Annotated in this window: 21 protein-coding genes; 10 read left to right on the top strand and 11 right to left on the bottom strand. The window is 38.2% G+C overall.

Annotated features, from left to right (window positions below):
* Positions 1-10 precede the first annotated feature (10 nt).
* Together ACOKFD_RS01070 and ACOKFD_RS01065 are read right to left on the bottom strand one after the other, a co-directional pair.
* Positions 11-3,706 carry a hypothetical protein gene (locus ACOKFD_RS01070; protein WP_422859561.1) on the bottom strand — a complete coding sequence of 1,232 codons (3,696 nt, stop codon included), beginning with the start codon at positions 3,704-3,706 and terminating at the stop codon, positions 11-13.
* Positions 3,707-3,752: 46 nt separating this feature from the next.
* Positions 3,753-3,926: a hypothetical protein gene (locus ACOKFD_RS01065; protein WP_298998095.1), complete on the bottom strand. Its 174-nt coding sequence runs from the start codon at positions 3,924-3,926 to the stop codon at positions 3,753-3,755.
* A 183-nt stretch (positions 3,927-4,109) separates the two neighbouring features.
* Here ACOKFD_RS01065 and ACOKFD_RS01060 point away from each other — a divergent pair, with 183 nt between their 5' ends.
* The 3 genes from ACOKFD_RS01060 to ACOKFD_RS01050 are packed head-to-tail and all read left to right on the top strand — an operon-like array spanning position 4,110 to position 4,987.
* Positions 4,110-4,439 (top strand): YtxH domain-containing protein, encoded by a 330-nt coding sequence (locus tag ACOKFD_RS01060; RefSeq protein WP_422859560.1) that lies wholly within the window; start codon positions 4,110-4,112, stop codon positions 4,437-4,439.
* A gap of 1 nt (position 4,440) precedes the next feature.
* Positions 4,441-4,785 (top strand): hypothetical protein, encoded by a 345-nt coding sequence (locus ACOKFD_RS01055; protein WP_422859559.1) that lies wholly within the window; start codon positions 4,441-4,443, stop codon positions 4,783-4,785.
* Between the two features lies 1 nt (position 4,786).
* Positions 4,787-4,987 carry a hypothetical protein gene (locus ACOKFD_RS01050; protein ID WP_422859558.1) on the top strand — a complete coding sequence of 67 codons (201 nt, stop codon included), beginning with the start codon at positions 4,787-4,789 and terminating at the stop codon, positions 4,985-4,987.
* Positions 4,988-5,038: 51 nt separating this feature from the next.
* Here the strand turns inward: ACOKFD_RS01050 and ACOKFD_RS01045 are convergent, their stop codons facing one another.
* From ACOKFD_RS01045 to ACOKFD_RS01020, 6 genes are all read right to left on the bottom strand, one after another.
* Positions 5,039-6,079 carry a helix-turn-helix transcriptional regulator gene (locus tag ACOKFD_RS01045; protein WP_422859557.1) on the bottom strand — a complete coding sequence of 347 codons (1,041 nt, stop codon included), beginning with the start codon at positions 6,077-6,079 and terminating at the stop codon, positions 5,039-5,041.
* A 186-nt stretch (positions 6,080-6,265) separates the two neighbouring features.
* Positions 6,266-6,754 carry a hypothetical protein gene (locus tag ACOKFD_RS01040; RefSeq protein ID WP_422859556.1) on the bottom strand — a complete coding sequence of 163 codons (489 nt, stop codon included), beginning with the start codon at positions 6,752-6,754 and terminating at the stop codon, positions 6,266-6,268.
* A gap of 219 nt (positions 6,755-6,973) precedes the next feature.
* Positions 6,974-7,861 (bottom strand): mechanosensitive ion channel family protein, encoded by an 888-nt coding sequence (locus tag ACOKFD_RS01035; RefSeq protein WP_422859555.1) that lies wholly within the window; start codon positions 7,859-7,861, stop codon positions 6,974-6,976.
* Between the two features lie 9 nt (positions 7,862-7,870).
* Entirely contained in the window at positions 7,871-8,380 is a 510-nt protein-coding gene (locus ACOKFD_RS01030) for a Dps family protein (protein WP_422859554.1), read from the bottom strand.
* 121 nt (positions 8,381-8,501) lie between these two features.
* Positions 8,502-9,107: a DUF2652 domain-containing protein gene (locus tag ACOKFD_RS01025; protein ID WP_422859553.1), complete on the bottom strand. Its 606-nt coding sequence runs from the start codon at positions 9,105-9,107 to the stop codon at positions 8,502-8,504.
* A 3-nt stretch (positions 9,108-9,110) separates the two neighbouring features.
* Positions 9,111-9,812, bottom strand: coding sequence for a flavodoxin family protein (locus ACOKFD_RS01020; RefSeq protein ID WP_422859552.1), 702 nt, complete (start codon positions 9,810-9,812; stop codon positions 9,111-9,113).
* Positions 9,813-9,986: 174 nt separating this feature from the next.
* On the opposite strand from ACOKFD_RS01020, the gene ACOKFD_RS01015 reads away from it, so the two are divergent.
* The 5 genes from ACOKFD_RS01015 (at position 9,987) to ACOKFD_RS00995 (ending at position 14,066) form a co-directional block, all read left to right on the top strand.
* Entirely contained in the window at positions 9,987-10,568 is a 582-nt protein-coding gene (locus ACOKFD_RS01015; protein ID WP_422859551.1) for a hypothetical protein, read from the top strand.
* 88 nt (positions 10,569-10,656) lie between these two features.
* A complete protein-coding gene (locus tag ACOKFD_RS01010) occupies positions 10,657-11,730 on the top strand; it encodes a DNA topoisomerase IB (RefSeq protein ID WP_422859550.1) in 1,074 nt (357 codons plus the stop codon).
* A complete protein-coding gene (locus tag ACOKFD_RS01005; RefSeq protein ID WP_422859549.1) occupies positions 11,731-12,618 on the top strand; it encodes a mechanosensitive ion channel family protein in 888 nt (295 codons plus the stop codon).
* A 91-nt stretch (positions 12,619-12,709) separates the two neighbouring features.
* A complete protein-coding gene (locus ACOKFD_RS01000; protein ID WP_422859548.1) occupies positions 12,710-13,159 on the top strand; it encodes a ferritin-like domain-containing protein in 450 nt (149 codons plus the stop codon).
* A 202-nt stretch (positions 13,160-13,361) separates the two neighbouring features.
* Positions 13,362-14,066, top strand: a complete 705-nt coding sequence (locus ACOKFD_RS00995) for an SOS response-associated peptidase (protein WP_422859547.1) — start codon at positions 13,362-13,364, stop codon at positions 14,064-14,066.
* On the opposite strand, the gene ACOKFD_RS00990 is transcribed toward ACOKFD_RS00995, so the two are convergent.
* Together ACOKFD_RS00990 and ACOKFD_RS00985 are read right to left on the bottom strand one after the other, a co-directional pair.
* The gene (locus ACOKFD_RS00990) at positions 14,059-15,081 is read right to left on the bottom strand and encodes a helix-turn-helix domain-containing protein (protein WP_422859546.1); all 1,023 of its coding nucleotides are present in this window, start codon (positions 15,079-15,081) and stop codon (positions 14,059-14,061) included. The two genes, ACOKFD_RS00995 and ACOKFD_RS00990, sit on opposite strands and share 8 nt — an antisense overlap.
* Positions 15,082-15,223: 142 nt before the next feature.
* A complete protein-coding gene (locus tag ACOKFD_RS00985) occupies positions 15,224-16,252 on the bottom strand; it encodes a helix-turn-helix domain-containing protein (protein WP_422859545.1) in 1,029 nt (342 codons plus the stop codon).
* Positions 16,253-16,436: 184 nt separating this feature from the next.
* Here ACOKFD_RS00985 and ACOKFD_RS00980 point away from each other — a divergent pair, with 184 nt between their 5' ends.
* Both ACOKFD_RS00980 and ACOKFD_RS00975 read left to right on the top strand, forming a co-directional pair.
* Positions 16,437-16,601 carry a DUF1328 family protein gene (locus tag ACOKFD_RS00980; protein WP_422859544.1) on the top strand — a complete coding sequence of 55 codons (165 nt, stop codon included), beginning with the start codon at positions 16,437-16,439 and terminating at the stop codon, positions 16,599-16,601.
* Between the two features lie 18 nt (positions 16,602-16,619).
* The gene (locus ACOKFD_RS00975; RefSeq protein ID WP_422859543.1) at positions 16,620-16,817 is read left to right on the top strand and encodes a hypothetical protein; all 198 of its coding nucleotides are present in this window, start codon (positions 16,620-16,622) and stop codon (positions 16,815-16,817) included.
* A 64-nt stretch (positions 16,818-16,881) separates the two neighbouring features.
* Here ACOKFD_RS00975 and ACOKFD_RS00970 read toward each other — a convergent pair whose 3' ends face one another.
* Positions 16,882-17,307: an arsenate reductase family protein gene (locus ACOKFD_RS00970; protein ID WP_422859542.1), complete on the bottom strand. Its 426-nt coding sequence runs from the start codon at positions 17,305-17,307 to the stop codon at positions 16,882-16,884.
* Positions 17,308-17,387 lie beyond the last annotated feature (80 nt).

Genomic DNA, 17,387 nt, shown 5'->3' with positions numbered 1-17,387 from the left:
TGGGCAGGCATTAGAATGATAGTCCAAAACCTACCTGAATCAAATTATTTTCTGCTGAATTGAACCATCCTGCCTGCAATGAAATGGCACTAAGTGTCCCCAACCAAATCCCTACACCTTGTGAAGTATGCCACCTCCCCGAATTTTCTCCGGGCTGCCAGACACGGCCGTAATCAAAGCCTCCGTAAATACCCAAACTTACGGGAGCAACAGCGGTCGTAAAACGCTTTAAGCGCAATTTTAAATCACTACTATGATGGAAATAGGAATCCCCAGTGAACCGTTCATCCCTGAATCCTCGCAGACCATTGTTTCCTCCAACCGACGGTGCGTGATAAAAGAAGTAGTCTCCCCTAAAATTGGACCGCCATGCGGCATCTGAGGAAAGTACTAGATTTCCGGAGGATATCAGTTTTCTATCAAAGCCCATAGAAATGGCCAAATATCCAAATCTATTTTCCCTGAGTTCCGTATTTAGTCGATACCCGGCATCCAATTGAAGACGCAACGCTCTAGTGGGAAAATCTCCTGAATTTGAAATGTCATATCTCACGGTCAAATCCGTACCTATATAATTTTGGTTTTCGAATATGCTCTCATCAAAATTAGCACTGTTGAAAAGCCTATCCTCGTTTTCGTTGACCTGAAATGATTCGTAGAGTACCTTGAGTTTAAGACTACGGTAAGACACGCCTGAGGCAATTCTGATTTGGCGTAATCGCGCACGATAAAAATCGATATCCAGTTCATCTTCTGCATTGGTCGTATTGTTCCCCAAACCAAAAAAGTTACGAGCATAAAGGTCCGAGGTATAGAATGCATCCAGCTCAAAATTCCAATTGGGAAAGATGTTGCCAAAGGTGCCGTTATAATCCAATTGCATGGCTTGGAAATCAAAATAGTATTTGGCTCCTAAGGTGTGTCGCTGCCTAAACGGATTACCATTGATTCCATTTTTTGTAAACGTATTGGTTGCCCCAACGAAAACACCATCGTCGGTCCTGAATCCGATTGCTGGAAGAAGAATGTTGGTGTTCGGTTTATGATATCGCCAGTGATAGGTATTGGTTTTATATCGGTCAGTACGGAATATGTTCCCTTTCTCGTTTTTCAAATTGGATTCCTCATGTTTCCATTCGTATATTTTAAGTTTTTTGGTATTGGATATATCGTAACTGTCTTCTCCGTACCCTCCTATCAATCTTACCTTAATTTTTGAGGGCGCATCTCCTTCGATTTCAAATTCATCATCATCATTCAGGCCATAAATATGGATTTCCTTGGTTTCTTCATGATTGAACGTCCTTTCATAAAAAATGGGGTCCTTTTCATCTTTCAATAAGCGTTTCGCTATAACGGTTGTAGTCCCATCTTGATTTCTGTATACTTCAAAACTGTCATCCTTATGCGTTCCTTGAACAGATACAATTTTATTAAGGTACTGGCCGTGCTCATAGGCATATTCAGGTAATTTTTTTAACCGCTCTTTCAGGTTCTCTTTTATTTGTTCGGTCAAATCGTCTTTTACTTCTTCGGGTAGTCTTTCAAAAGCGCTATCAATTTTTTCTTCGTCCATTTCGACCACAATTTCCTCGGCCAGTTCGCGCCAAGTATCGGCACCATATGCGCTGGTCAATGCTTTATCTAAAGGCATTCCGAAACGGTTGAGCCATTTAACATTTTGTATTTCAGAACCAAAGGTCTGCCAAGGACGAATTATGGGCACGAAGAGTTTTAGAAATTGCAGCGCAGCTCCATCGAATCTTGGAAAAGCATTGTCCCTATCTCTCGGTACGGGCACAAAGAGCTTTTCATCTTCTTTTTCATACTCCATCCAGCGCCATTGATCTTGATGACGGTCCCAATCGCCTATCCACATATCAAATATTCTAGCTTTGATAAAGGCCTTGGCATCTACCGTGTAAGACTCATCACTCTTAAGTTTTTCCAACATATCCGTAGTACTCTCAAAATCCTCAACACTTCCAGATGTTTTGAACATTCTACGGTATCCCGCATAGTCATATTGTTCATCAGAGGGCCTTCTTTCAATATAGTAGAGTTCATCACCATAGGTTTCATTGAATCTCCCCAGCGCATCTTGCTTTGGAACATAAAACAGTTCTACATCGGAGTGATTGATACTCGCTGCCCTTGCTATTGGATTCACCGCCATTTGTGCATAGGGATGTGCCGTGGTAAAAAAGTCATTGACCACATCCTGTACCCAAGTTTCTTCAAACTCTTCTTCGTCATAGGTAAAGCCGGGGAGTTTAAACCGAAGAAATCGTAATGCGTTTTTTCTCAACGAGCGCATATTGTATTCACCACCTGTGGAATCTTTCAGCCTCAGGGTGTTTGATTGGTGCCCTCCACCCTTTTTAACAACTTTCAATCCGCCATATAGGGTGTCGAGTATCACGACAGGTACTTTTACCTTATCTCCATAGTATTGGCGATAACGTTCTCCCCAGAGAAATCTGTGAGTTCCCGTTCGCTTAACAGTATTTTTGTCATAAATAGAAACTGATTTTTTAGAAAATCCATAATCTTCAAAACTAAACGTTTTGGGTTGCTCAAAAGCTTCACTTAGATTTTGCTTGTATGTCTTAATGACACCATTATCCATATAGGTGAATTCTACATCATGGCTTCCGTCTGTGTAATAGATAATTTTACTGTAGCCTGGAGATTCTTTTCCGAATTTCCCTTCATACTTTAACGTGCCACCTGGTGCTGAAATGATATCCTTGGTCAATCGAACCCTTGAAGTTTCGGATACGGTTCCCGTAATAATTTGATGAATTCCTTCACCATACAACCATTGCATATTGTCCTCATGTGCCGACACAATGGTGGTATGTTGTGCATTTTTGCTCAAGGCTGAAACGATAATCCGTAAAAATCGATATTTATATGAGTTAAGATAATCAGGGTCAAATGCTCCTAAGGATACAAATTCGTGTATGGCCGTACCTAAAAAAGGCAAAGGAAGTAAATGCGTTTTCAAGCTGGCCTGTCCGGCATATTTTCCATTACTGAATACGGGATGATGCATGGCAATCAATAGATTTTTACCCTGACTATCATTTATATACCCTTCCAATGCTTCAACGAATCTTCTTCGTGTGACGATGTCAGTACATTGAATGTTTACATTTTTAAGCCTTGACCAATTTGCCAAAAACCATTTAGAATCGATAAATATTATGGCCAATTGGTCACTGACTTCTTGGTACTCCAGTGGGCATGCGTTTTTGGGCAAAAACGAAACCCTTTTCATATCTAAATCTTTAACATAATCTTGCAGACGTTCCACCTTTTTGGCATTGTACGAAGCCCATTCGTTGTTTCCTGGGAGAAAGTAGGTCTCCCCAGCAAAACCCTTAATAATATTTAAATGTTTATCCAAATATTTTAGATCGGTTTTCCAGTCGCCCTCAGCTTCGCTAACGTTGTCCCCTAGAAATAAAAGTGAACTGTTTTCTGGAGCTTTTTCAAGATCAGATTTTAAAGAATATAGTAGCCTATTATCCTCTTCGAGGATTGTATTACCAATACCGCCTATGGTAAAAACCGTATGGGCTACTTCTTTATTTGAAAACTCATCTACTTTTTCCTGCTGAGCTTGAATTAAAATTGGATTTAGAATACACAGAAATATGACATACTGCATACGTGAGAATATGTTTGGATATTTCGTCATGTTGACATCTTTTTGTTTTGGTATTGGGATTTTTTGAAGACTCTTTTTAGAGAAAAATTTGGGTTGCTGCCACCGCTAAAATCAAAATGGCTAAAAAGACGATAATCAGAACAAAGCCTGTTTTGGTTTTTGTGTTTTTTTGGAAGATATAATTCCTCTTTTCCTTTTTTTCTTCTTTGGCAATTTCAAAGTTTTCGTCTCCTTGTTTTTTGTCTGTCATAGTTTTCATTTTGGCGGAAATATATTTTTAGATATTAAATACTATTGATGCTATTCATTTAAATCTTAATGGAAATCTAAATTTCAAAACAGCAAAGAACCATAGGAAAAGAGCAAACAAGACCCAAGAATGATTGAGATATTTGTAACAGAAAATGAAGTTGAACCTTAAAAAAAACATGAAATGAGTAACAATACAAATACCGTATTAGGAGTACTAGCAGGAACAGCCGTAGGAGCTGCAATTGGAATTTTATTTGCTCCTGACAAAGGGTCGGTAACACGACAAAAAATTGCAGACGAAGCAAACAAAACTGGTGAACTGATTACAGACCGTGCCACACAGGTAAAGGATGCCGTGGTCAATGGAGCACAAACGCAAAAGGCCACTTTGGATGCTAAAGTTGAGGATTTAGTGAATGATGCTAGCTATAAGGCGGAGGATGTCATCACTGCCTTGGAGACTCGATTGAAGACTTTAAAAGAGAAAAATAAGAAATTACGTTCCGCCTAAAATGTCCAGTCAAGCAAATATTGAAAATGGCTCCTCCGCCTATCAAACCAGTAAAACATATTTACGTGCTACGCGGAAGTATTACCATTTAAAGATTTTCCAACAAATTGCAACGCTCTCCACATCTTTTGTGGAAGTGTTGCTTATTGGAAGTCTCTCCTTTTTTGCCTTAGTATTTATTGCCATTTCTTCGGCATTGGCACTTGGAGAGCTTTTAGAGAATAGGGCTTTGGGATATTTGTTGATGGCAGCAGTGTTTATATTTTTGGCTGTAGGCATTTTTCTTGTACGGAAAAAGATATTTGCCATTATTCTGAGAAAATTATCTAAAAACTACTTTGAATAAGATGAAGGTATATGAATCGCTACATGAAATCGAGGAAGATTTAAAAATCTATGACCTTGAAAGAAAGATTGCCAAGGAAGAGGCAAAAAATATGGGATTTGCTGTTCAAAACGGTTTTATTCCCAATAGCATTACCAAATCAATACTTCGCATGGCCGGTAGATATGGCTTAATGATATTGGTCAAAAAGATCCTCCGCTAGCTCTAAGCACCACATAAATTATTGCCAAGCACCCGTCCGGGTGCTTTTTTTTTATACCGGAATGGCACGTTCAGCGGTAACCTTGTCCTTAAAATCACTTGGACTGATATTATACTTTGCCTTAAAAATTTTGGAAAAGTAGCTACGGCTGCTAAAACCTACAGTATACACTACCTGTGAAATATTCATGTCGGTTTCCCTTAGATAATCTCTAGCGGCCTCTAACCGAACATGTCGCACATATTCGGTTACTGTTCTGGTATACAGTAGTTTAAATCCTTCTTGAAGTTTGGCCTGCGACAGGCCAGTTTCCAAGGATATCTCGTCCAACCTATAGTTTTTGGATGGACTCGCTATTATTTTTTTTGCTTGTTGACGAACTAATTTAAGTTCCCTGTTCAGCAAAGTTGTGGACAACCTCTTTTTGGAAACGTATTGTTCATGGTCGGCAATGTGATTGGATAAGATTTGATATACAAGTCCCTCAATTTGCATGATACGTATCATGCCTTTTGAGTTTATATTACGCAATGCATGGATTTTATCGGCAAGCCGCAGGTCATATGCTCCATAAAAGGCAAAGGTGCTTTCATGGTCCAAATCATGAAATACCTCATACAACCTATTGTTCAATTGCTCTACCCCATTCAATGTTTTTCGTAAAAACTCCCTTCTGGTGATTTGAATAACATTGATTTCCAAAGGAATGTCTTTAGGGAAATATCCATAATTCAAACCACCCTTTCTACTAGTGATGATTACAGACTGAAATTGTTCCAATGTTTTAATGTCGTGTTTGGATTGATAACCGAAGCGATGTTGGCAATTACCTTCAAGACAGTATGCAAAATGGATAGGGTTGTACTTGGAAGCATCCATAATCAACTCGATTTCATCATAAAAGGTAATATCGTATTCCAACAAGCTAACCCCCCAGTCAAAATCAATGAATTTTATTGTACCGTTAGCCAAAGAACCGCTAACATGGAGGATATGTTCTCCCCAGCGTTCCTCAATTCTTCCACCAATTACTTCTTGTATTTGTTTTACAGTACCAGCGGTGTCTTCTGCGGTAATATTGATTGTTGTCATAGTTTTAGGTTTTTTTCAACAAAACTTGAGTGCCAACCCCAATTATCCTATTGATTTTCACAAAAATACGAGAGTATAGCGATATTTTGTTTAATGATATTGGATAAAAATTGCTCAAAACAGGATTTCTTTAACGAAAAAAGGCTCCTATAAGGAGCCTTGTTCTTTTAGTACCACAGTATTTTACTAGAACATGTAGTCAAAAATATCTACAGCGAAAAAATCTTTATCATTGGTGTTGGTAAAATACAGTCCTTCACCCAAAATATAATTCACACTTTTATCGTCCACTTTTACAGCAAAACCATTTTGCATCGAGACCAACTCAAAAGTATCCGTTACTTGCTTATCGTATCGTAAAACGATTAATCTATTGTAAGTAGGTTCTTGTTCATTATATACAGTAATCAATTTAGCTACCTTGGCAGCAGTGCTAAGGCGATCTTGATCTATTTTACCTTTATCCGCATCGTCAAATGAAGCGGTGTAATTCCTGTTTTCATGGACAGTCACCTTGTATGGAAAGGTTGTTCCATCTTTAGTAAAAGTGAATGTCTTGGTGGTGGAAGCCATCATAGTTCCCGTTATCTTATCATTTTCTTTTTCTTCTTGGGCCTGTGCCGAAAACACAAAGCCTATCATAATTGCTATTATGACGATAAATCTATTTTTCATTTTAAAAATTTTTAATTGTTCAACTTTACTCTCTTATAATATTCTTTCAATCCCCATAAACCGGATATAAACAAGACCGCACTTACAAGGATGCCTACATCTTTCTAGAAATCCAGTGCAATCTGAGTGGAGCAGGCAAAAAGGACCATAATGAAGAATAAGCAAATAATACCCCATTGTAACATCTTTTCGCGTTGGGTTGTCTTAACTGCTTTCATCTTAGTTTTGATTAACTACTTGTTCCCTTAATACTTTGGTAATCTCCGGCTGATTTGCAAATTCCAGGGTTCGAATTGGGAAAGGAATATCAATCTCATTTTGGTCCAATGCCGTTTTAATGGCTTTTAGACCTTGACTCACGGCATCCAATTTGTTCTTGGCATTTTCACCTTCTACCCAATATCTGCATGTAAATGTAATTGCACTGTCACCAAAACCAGTGTAGAACAGCTCTACAGAACTATCATCCCTTTGGGGAAAAAGTTCATTAATTGCATTATTTACAATTTTTTCTACTTTTTCCAAGTCAGAATCATAACCTACGCCGCAATCCACTGCTACTCTCATACGTGAAGTTAGACTGTAGTTTTTGAAAGGCTGGTCTGCCACCATTTTGTTTGGTATTATCACTAGGTTGTTATCAAATTCCCTTAACACCAAATTGTTCAAATTGATGTCCTTTACTTCGCCGGAATACCCATTGGTCTCTATCCAATTGCCCACTTGAATATATTTTCGAAAAGCAATTTGGATTCCCGCCCACAAATTGGTAAGGCTTCCTTGGAGTGCCAGACCGATGACCAGACCGGAAATTCCAGCTCCAGCCAAAAGGGTATTCAATGTTTTGCTCAGATTAAGTGCTCCAAGCGCCAAGAATAAGCCTGCCGCAACTACGATAACCGCTGCAATTTTACCACTGAGATTAGCAATACTAGGTTGTGGCACTCTTTTGCGCAGGACTCGCTTCACCCACCTATTCACATACCTGGCTACCAAAAATGCCAATAACAGAACCAAAAAGGCAACAATTAAGTTGGGAATGTTTTCAACCAAAGTGGAACCCCATGAGGATAATTTTTCCCAGATTGTATTCATTGCATTTTCCATGGTCACTTCTTATGATACTTTTTCCATGTTTACTTGTTTGAAGTGCTCCTCAGTGCTTTTATGCCAAGCATCTAACATCCAACTTGACTTTTCGAGTTCGGCAATATAGCCTCCCATCATATCAATTGTCCCTTCATCTTTAGCTTCTTCAGCGTGGTGAAGAACATCACGCATTCTATCTAAAATATTTTTGTGATTGTTCAGGATGATTTCTACCATCTGCTTGTCGTCAATAAGCCCGTTATGCTCAGACAAACTAGATAACTTAATGTAGTCACTATACTTGCTTATGGGATGATATCTCAATGTCAATATACGCTCAGCTATCTCATCGACTTTCACTTTTGCCTCATTATACAGTTCTTCAAATTTCTCATGTAAATCAAAGAAATTCTTACCAAGAATGTTCCAATGAAACGCACGTAGATTTTGATAATAGATACTGTAATCGGCCAATAGTTTATTTAGTTCTCCCACTACGGGCACTAATTTTTTTTCATTTAAGTTCAAATAATTCATGCTTTCTAATTTTTGTTGCAAGATATCTTGACCAGGTGCTTTTTCTTTGCTCAAATCAGAAAACTATGAACCCTATTACTCAGAAGTGCCTTGATTTTAAATACTTTAAGGATGAATGGGCTCAGGGAGAATCTTTCGGGTGCAATTTGATATAACTATAGCGCACTTCACCTAAGTGGTCCATTGTGGTTTTAGAGGTCATCAGTTCTGCCCAATTCAGGTGCCAATTTATCTCACGGTCCCGATAATGGGAAATCAGGGCTTCGGAAAATAGAATATATTCATCAAAAGGAATATTGTTTTTAAGTAATCTATGTGCTAAAATTACATCCTCACCTAAAAGCTTTATTCGATTACCAATTTGTACCGGCGCAATTTCATACCCAAAATGAAGTATGATTTTGAGACCTAAGATATCAGGCAGGTCCAAATTTTTCCCTTCATCAATATACTTTTCTTGAAGCAAAACCATTTGATCATAAAATTGTTGATGGAAGTTTTGACATTGCTCAGTCAGTTCTTGTAACGAGGGAAGTGAACCACTGCGGTAAAACAAAATAGCATCCCCTTCTATTTCCGATACTTTTAGTTGTATTTGATTGCTGTATATGATTTGATTTAAGAGTGTGGGGATGATTTTTGAGCTAAGTTCAAAATCAATCTCGCTCATAAACTGAGTAAAACCACTAATATCCGGTATACATAATAAACAGGGCTCTCTTTCCATGACTTATCGATATTCAGGATTATCAAAATTCCATCGTGTGCCATCATCCCATGCCTCCCGGGAATTACCGTACTTAGGATAGCCATTTTTTTCCTTCAAGAAGGAGGCCAAATGCATTACGTTGTAAGTCATAAAGGTAGTATTCCTGTTCGTGAACGCATTGTCCTTCGCACCAGATTCCTTATCCAAATAGCTGGGTCCTGGTCCTGCTTCGCCTACCCAACCACAGTCCGCTTGGGGCGGTATGCTAAAACCTAAATGTTGCAGGGCATACAGAATTCCCATGGCGGTGTGTTTAATGCCATCTTCATTGCCCGTAATGATACATCCACCCACCTTTCCGTAGTACGTATACTGACCCTTGTCATTGGTTTCTGCGCTCATACCATATAGTCTTTCAATGCACTTACTCATTATAGAAGAGCGTTCTCCTAGCCAAATGGGAGTGCCCAATACCAAAATATCAGCATCCATTATTTTCTCATAAATATTGGGCCAATCATCTTCGGGTCCATTTTTTTCACTTAGGTCGGGTTTTAAGCCTACGGGTATGGTATGGTCCACAAAACGGAGGTAGTCCACTTGAACCCCCTCCTTTTTCATAATGTCCATAGATACCTTCATTAATCCTTCGGTATGACTTTGCTCTCCACTTTTCTTTAGTGTGCCATTTATATACAATGCTTTAATACCTGAATAGTCCATACGTTTTTTTTCAAAATTCAGATATTCCAATTCCTCCAGTTGCCTTTAATGGAGAAATAGTGTCCTCAATCCATCAAGAGTTTAAGCAATGTGGTTAACATTGGAATCATATCAGCACCATCCTAAGCTTTTCGAAAATTAATTTTGACCATTATTAACGACAAAAACAATTAAATGAAACCGAAAAAATATGTATTTGTGGCCTTTTTAGGAATTGCCCTAATAGGTTGTAAGGTAGAAAAGAAAGAAAGCGGGGAATTGCCCGAATTAGATGTGGATGTAACTGCTGAAGCAGGAGAACTACCCGAATATGAGGTAGATTGGGCGAATGTAGACGTAGGCACAACGACCAAAACCGTAGAAATTCCGAAGGTAGTAATCATCATGGAGGAAGAAGAGGTTGAAGTACCTTACATTGATATCAATATGCCCGACGGTACGGAAAGGGAAGAACGCACGATAATGGTAGAGGCCGAAGTAGTGGACAACGAACATGACCTTACTATCGAAGAAATATGGGTCAAAGATGGTAAGCTTTGGGTGATTTCAAAATTGGAAGCAACTGAGCAAACCATAGGAAAGCAAAAAATGCGTGTGTCAGACCAGGTCACCATCAATGCACCTGACATGGATGAGAAATATATTATTGTGGGCGAACGCCCCGATGGTTTGTTCAATCAACGCTATCGCTACGTCGAAAATATGGATGCCTTGTCAAATGAGAGGGACAACGTAAAGGTTATTTATTCCAAATAGAACAAATTGATTACATTTTTGGTTGGTTTGAAGGTGGTCCCTCTGGCGTTTCCAGTATGGGACCATTTCTTTTAACTAAAGATAGAACATGAACCTATTATCGAACATGACGGTCATTGGAAGCAAAAACCCTGATTTTCTCACGGACAAGATTGATTTGTTCTATGCAGGAGAAGATGATTTGACCATTGAAAGAAGAGGTAAAAAACCCTTTACATATGCAATTGATGGACAGACGTACAATGATAGGAAACGTTTAACTGAAATCTCAAAGTTGGCGGTACCACCGGCCTGGGAAAACGTGAGAATTGCAGCTGCTTCCAATGCACATCTTCAAGCCGTTGGCCGAGATGCAAAACACCGAAAACAGTACCGGTACCATCCCAAATGGCAACGTTTTAGAAACCGAACCAAGTTTGCAAAATTGCTGCTCTTTGGAGAACATTTGCCTAAAATGCGGGAACAGGTAGAGAAAGATTTGACCGGTGATTATTGGTCAAAAGAAAAAGTTTTGGCATTGATTATTAAACTAATGGAAGAGACTCATATCCGTATCGGTAATGAACAGTACGCAAAACATAACCAAACCTATGGATTGACCACACTTCGAAAACGGCATCTTGCACATGCTGATAGGAATCTAAGATTTGAATTTGTGGGCAAGAGGGGAAAAGCACACCGAATCACCCTAAGAAATAAGAGATTGATTCGGTTGGTGAATCAATGTGAAGAAATTCCCGGGTGGGAACTTTTCAAATTTTATGATGAGGATGGAAACAAACATAGCGTAGAGAGCGGAATGGTCAACGAGTACATTCAGAAACACATTGGTTCTTTGTTCTCTGCCAAAGATTTTAGAACATGGGCCGCCTCTTTGGTTTTCTACAAACATCTGAAAAGCGCGGAACTGAAAAATGTGGAAAGAGACCCACAAGCAAAGGTAAGGCTAGCACTAAAGGAAGCTTCCAGAACACTCGGAAATACGATGAATGTATGTCGAAAATATTATGTTCATCCCGCTTTGATTGTGGAATACGAAAAACAACCTGAAAGGATTTTGCACCAAGAAAAAATAACAAGGGTTCCTTTTTTACAAGAGACGGAAACAGAAATGATGAATTTCATCGAATTGAGCGATTATAAAATTTTAAACGAAGCGTAAATGGAAACAAGTTTTAATGAAGCATGGAATGGAATGATAAAAAAGCTGGAGGGCTGGCTAAATGATTTTATCGGCTACCTCCCCAATTTTATCTTGGCCATTTTGGTATTCGTGGTCAGCTACATTGTTGCAAAATATGTGCGCAAAGTAGTAAGTCGTCTCCTTAAAAGAAGCAGTATGCAGACCTCAATGGTCAATCTCATAGGAAAACTTACTGCCGTAGCCATCATATTTTTAGGTCTTTTTTTAATTCTCGGAATTTTGGATTTGAGCAAAACGCTCAACGCTATTTTAGCGGGGGCAGGAGTCGCAGGACTTGCTGTGGGACTGGCACTGCAAGGAGCTTTGGCCAATACATATTCCGGAATTGTACTGAGTTATATCAAGCACATCAAATATGGAGATTGGATTTCAGTGAAAGATTTTGAAGGAGAAGTGGTGAATATAGATCTCAGAGCAGTCACATTAAAGCAAGCCGATAACAATCTAGTGTACATACCAAACAAGCAGGTAATTGAAAATGCAATAAAAAATTACTCTACCACCTCCCAATCCAGAGTTATTCTGGAATGTGGTGTGGCGTACGATTCCAATCTCAAAGAGGTTAGACAAGTCGTTTTAAAAGCATTAATGAGCAACTTTCAAGAGTTGGAGAATCAGGACGACATTATCTTTTTATACACTGAGTTTAATAGTAGTTCCATTGATTTTGAAGTGCGGTTTCGCATAGACTCAACTTCGGCGCTAGAGGTAGCAAATGCAAAAACAAGGGCCTTAATTTCAATAAAAAATGCTTTTGATTCAAACGGAATTACCATACCATTTCCGATACGTACGTTGGACATTCCTGAAGAAACCATGAATGCCATTGTTAAAAACGGTTCTTAACGTGAATGCATCACGGATTATATTGATTGCATCAAAAACCCCTATAAATACAGACTACTTTGTGGATGTAATTAATCTTAAAAATTGAATCATGGATACAAAATTTGAAAAAGACATTGAAAATTTAAACGATCTAATCCAGAAGAACTTGGATGCAGAAAAAGGCTATCAAAAAGCGGCAGAAAATATAGACAACGGTGCTCTAAAAATCTTTTTTGAAAACCGTTCAAGGGAAAGAGGACATTTTGCACAAAGCCTACAAAGTGAAATGGCTTCATATCCCCAAGAAACAGAGACAGAAAATAGTTTTGCATCAAAAGCGCACAGGGCGTGGATGGATGTAAAAGTATTCTTTTCCGGAAACAACGAAGAGGCCATGTTAGAAGAGGCTATTAGAGGTGAGGAAGCTGCCTTAAGTGAATATGAAGATGTTTTAAGGGAAAACAGCTTCACCGCTGCCACTAGAGGTGTACTAAATGCGCATAAAATAAGCATTAAAAATGCGCTTACAGACATTAAGGCTATGGAAAAAGCATCCTAATATATACCTATTGTCGATAAATTAAAAACGGGCCATACTGGCCCGTTTTCTATTATACATAGTTTTTGCCCAATATACCCTTTCTACGCTTTTCTCAATGAAGCTTCAGCATATCAATACATTGCGTTATCAAAAGAGTCAGTTTTAGTGGTGATTCGGTCAAAGCACACAGGTCATTCTCCCGTTCTTTGTGTTAAAAAGAATGTATTACCGACTTTCAAATATCGCCGATTTAGAAGAAGTAGAAAGTACCTTTCAGGCTAAATTCAAACATCCCAATATTTATCAACCCAATCAACTTATTAATGGTTTAGATGAAAATTTGGTGCCCATTATAAAACAAAATGCAGGTGAACATATCGACTTTGCCATATGGGGACTTTTGCCAGAAGGTTTCAAGGAGGAATGGAATATGTTTCAAGACCAAATAAATACCTTGAATATAGAAATTGGTCAAATTGACCGTTCAAAATGGTTTAAAGAAAGCTTGGAGCTTAGAAGGTCAGCAATAATTACTACAGGTTTTTTTACAAGTTATTTAAAGGAAGGAGAGATATACCCTTACCATGTACACTTGCCCAAAATGAAACCCTTTGCCATGGCCTCGATTTTCAGCAAATTGGAAGATGGCTTCTATACAGCGGCCATAATCACAACTACTTTTAGCAAAGAACTGGAACAGATTCAGGATTTGGGCAACCAAATGCCATTCGCCTTGAATATGGAACAATACAAGCTTTGGATATCGGATGAATCTACTCCGCAAGATGTCAAATCACTATTAATGGAAGAACCTGGACTTTCTTTTGAGGCAGAACCGGTATCCAAAGAATTTTTCAAAAATGAAATACGCTTCAATGAATTCTTGAGGAAGGCAAACTATGTCAACCTCCCTAGGCTTAGATAAATCTGCTTACTTTTTGACGGTAAGCGTTGGGCAGTATTCCATATTTCTCAAAAAAGATTTTTGAGAAATAACTTCTACTCTTAAGGCCGATTTTAAACACAATTTCCGATATGGTAAGGTCAGAATTTTTCAGATAATCCCTAGCCAGTTCAAGCTTAAGCTGTCTTACGTATCCATTGACTGATTTTGAGAACAAGAGGTTGAAACCAGCTTGCAGCTTTTTAGGATTCATACCCGCTTCTTTTGCCAGCTTACTAACCGTCATGTGCTCTTCAATGTTTTCAGCAATGTATTTGGTCAATTGATGGATTCGTTTTATTTCTTCATGAGAAAACGAATCTGGCATTACCTGCTGGGTAACCAGACTTTGATGTTCCAGTATTTGCATAGCCAAAATAAGATTCAATCTACCCTCAAGCGATAAAGTCCTAATAATACCCTCTTGCTCATTGGAGTGTAGTTTTTGCACTTCATCCGCGATGGATAAATTATAATTGCCCAAATGTGAATAGGGCAATTGGGTAGGGACTTCTTTGAAAATAGAGAGTAATTGTTCGTTCAAGTAACTAAGGTTGTGATTCTTTTTCTTTTGATATTCTTTAGTAATAATGCGTATCAGATTTACTTTAACGTTGGCATTACTGGGAAAAATATATGTTTGGCTCTCCCCCAGTTTTGGTGAAACGATAATATTCTGATAGCGTTCCAAATTGAGCCATTCATTTGACATTCCACTTGAAAATTTTAGACTCCCCTGAGATATAAAAACAAATTCAATGGTGAACTTATCGCTTTCGTTGACCACCAACTTCATGTCTTCGTTGAGGTCCAAATCATAGTCAAATAGAGTAACACCCCAGTCAAAAGAAATTGATTTGATTACACCCTTACCAAATTCATTATCAAATTCAAGGACATATTCACCCCATTTCTCCGTAACAGTACTGTTCAATGCCAGGGCTATCGACTTTAAAATATCCCCGCCATCCTCTGCTTTTATTTGAATCGTTCTCATTTCACTTAAAAATAAGTGGCACAAAGAACCAATCAATCCAAAAAAATGTTTGACAAAATTGAAATTGTCTTTAACAGAATTAAGTGGTTTTGGAAGCTTATTTGGTGAATTTTAAGAAAAACTCACTAAATCAATAGTGTTACTATGATGCTTTGTTACGAGAGTTCAAAACATATTGTTTGGGGGTCATACCATACTTTTCTTTGAAGATTTTAGAAAAATAGCTCCGCGAATTAATTCCAACTGAATAACTAATTTCGGTAATATTCATTTGGGAAGATTCCAAAAGCTCTTTAGCCCTTTTCAGGCGAAGTTCCTTCATATATGCATTGACCGATTTACCAAAAACATGTCTAAACCCTTGTTGAAGTGTATTTTGGTTCAATCCAACCTTTTTGGAAAGTGTTAGGATGTTTTCAACCTGATCTAGATTTTCTTCAATAAGCTCAGCTGCTCTATTAATGGCTGAAACCGTGGACTTCCGTAAAATTTTTCGACGGTCCGGAGTATTACGGTCGTCAAGAAATTGCCGTAATTGATGTCCCAAAATTTCATAGACCTTGCCCTCCAAAAAAACGGATTTAGGGAAATCGGTCAGCTCACAATCTGTAAAGGCCTCAATGCTCTCCGCAATATCCAAGCTATAATATCCCTGGTAGAAAAAACGGCTAACTCCATTTACGTCTCGAAATAGCACTTCAAGATCCTTATTCATCCCAGGCAAAAAATCTTCGACTTTATCTTCAAACTCCCTTCGGTTAATATTTATAAAAAACATGCAAATCGCAGAATCCTTCTCGAATTCCAAACTTTGGTGCGAAGTCACATCAGAAGCGACCATGACACATTCCAACCGGTTTATTTGATTAATCTTTTCGGTATCGGAAAAGAAGTGTCCTACTTGGTCTTCTTTGTTGTAAAGTAATTGAAGGGGTTTAACACTCGGATTCTGAAACTCAAGGATAACATCCTTTTTTAGCCGAAAATCCAGTTCTATTACATTTACGCCATGTGTAAAGGAAAAACCGTTGACATATCCCTTGCCCCATTCTTCTGAAAGCTCAAAACATAATTCGTTGTTCTCTATATCCACTTCGGTCTGGAAAAAACCTGCCATACCCTTGATGCTCTCATCTAAGTTTACCGTGGAAATAGAAAGTATGTTTTTCATAATGTATTTACAGACACTAAAGATAAACGATACACGCGGTTATACCAATAAAGTAGGGTTTTCATACTACAACTTCATTTGAGTCAATAAGACTCTGGATAGAACAAAGGTTAACAATTAAAAATTATGACTTTTGTTTCAAAGGGTAGAAAGTCTGCCCGTAAGAACTAAAAAACACTATACTATGTTACGTTGGACAGTTACATTTATCGTATTGGCAATAATTGCCGCAATATTTGGCTTTGGTGGTATAGCTGCTGGAGCAGCCAGTATCGCAAAAATACTATTCTTTATTTTTTTGATAGCTTTTGTGATTTCATTGATTACCGGAAGAAAAAAAATAGGATAATAATAAAACCTAATCATTATGAGAAAATCAAAATTATATTTTCTATTCCTTTTGTTTTCATTGGTGACTTTAAGCTTTACAAGCTGTGATGGCTGTACTGAAGAGAAGACCACAGGTGAAAAAATAGAAGAAGGAGTTGAAGAAACGGGTGAAGCCATCGAGGAAGGTGCGGAAGAAGTCGAAGATGAGGTTGAAGATGCGGTTGATGATAATTAAGCACCTAGAAGAAAATAAATAAAAAAAGGCACCAACTTTTGGTGCCTTTTTTTATTTGCTCTAACTATTTCTTTTGAGGATTAGGATATGGTTTTTCCAATCCCGCGCTGTCGCTGTCCATAAGTTGGGAAAATTGTGATATCCTTTCAATTTCATGAAATGTATCACCATTAATCAATATAGGTCTAGACAAAACTTTTGGGCTATTGGTCAAAACTGTAATCCAATCATGTTCGTCAAGGTCTGGATTTTCGGTTCCATATTGTTCGACGAAATCCTGATGATTTTGATTCACCAAATCTTGCACTCGTTTCCCAAGGCCGTCAGCAACCTCTGACCATTGCGTGCCCGTTAACTTCTCTTTGGACAAGTCCACTATTTTCATTTTCTTATTACTTGATTCGGCATACGCCGTTAGGTCATCGTTTATTGGCCCTCCTGGATAATAAATCAATGTAGCCTGTCTGTTATCTGTTGCTAATGTTCCCATTATTTGTTTTTAAAGACAATGTATGCCCACATATACTCGAATATTGACTGTATCCATAAATTGTGTGCTGCAAAAGCTAA

The sequence above is a fragment of the Flagellimonas ulvae genome (assembly GCF_049333175.1).
Classification (GTDB): Bacteria; Bacteroidota; Bacteroidia; order Flavobacteriales; family Flavobacteriaceae; genus Flagellimonas.
This window is presented reverse-complemented; position numbering and strand designations above follow the sequence as displayed.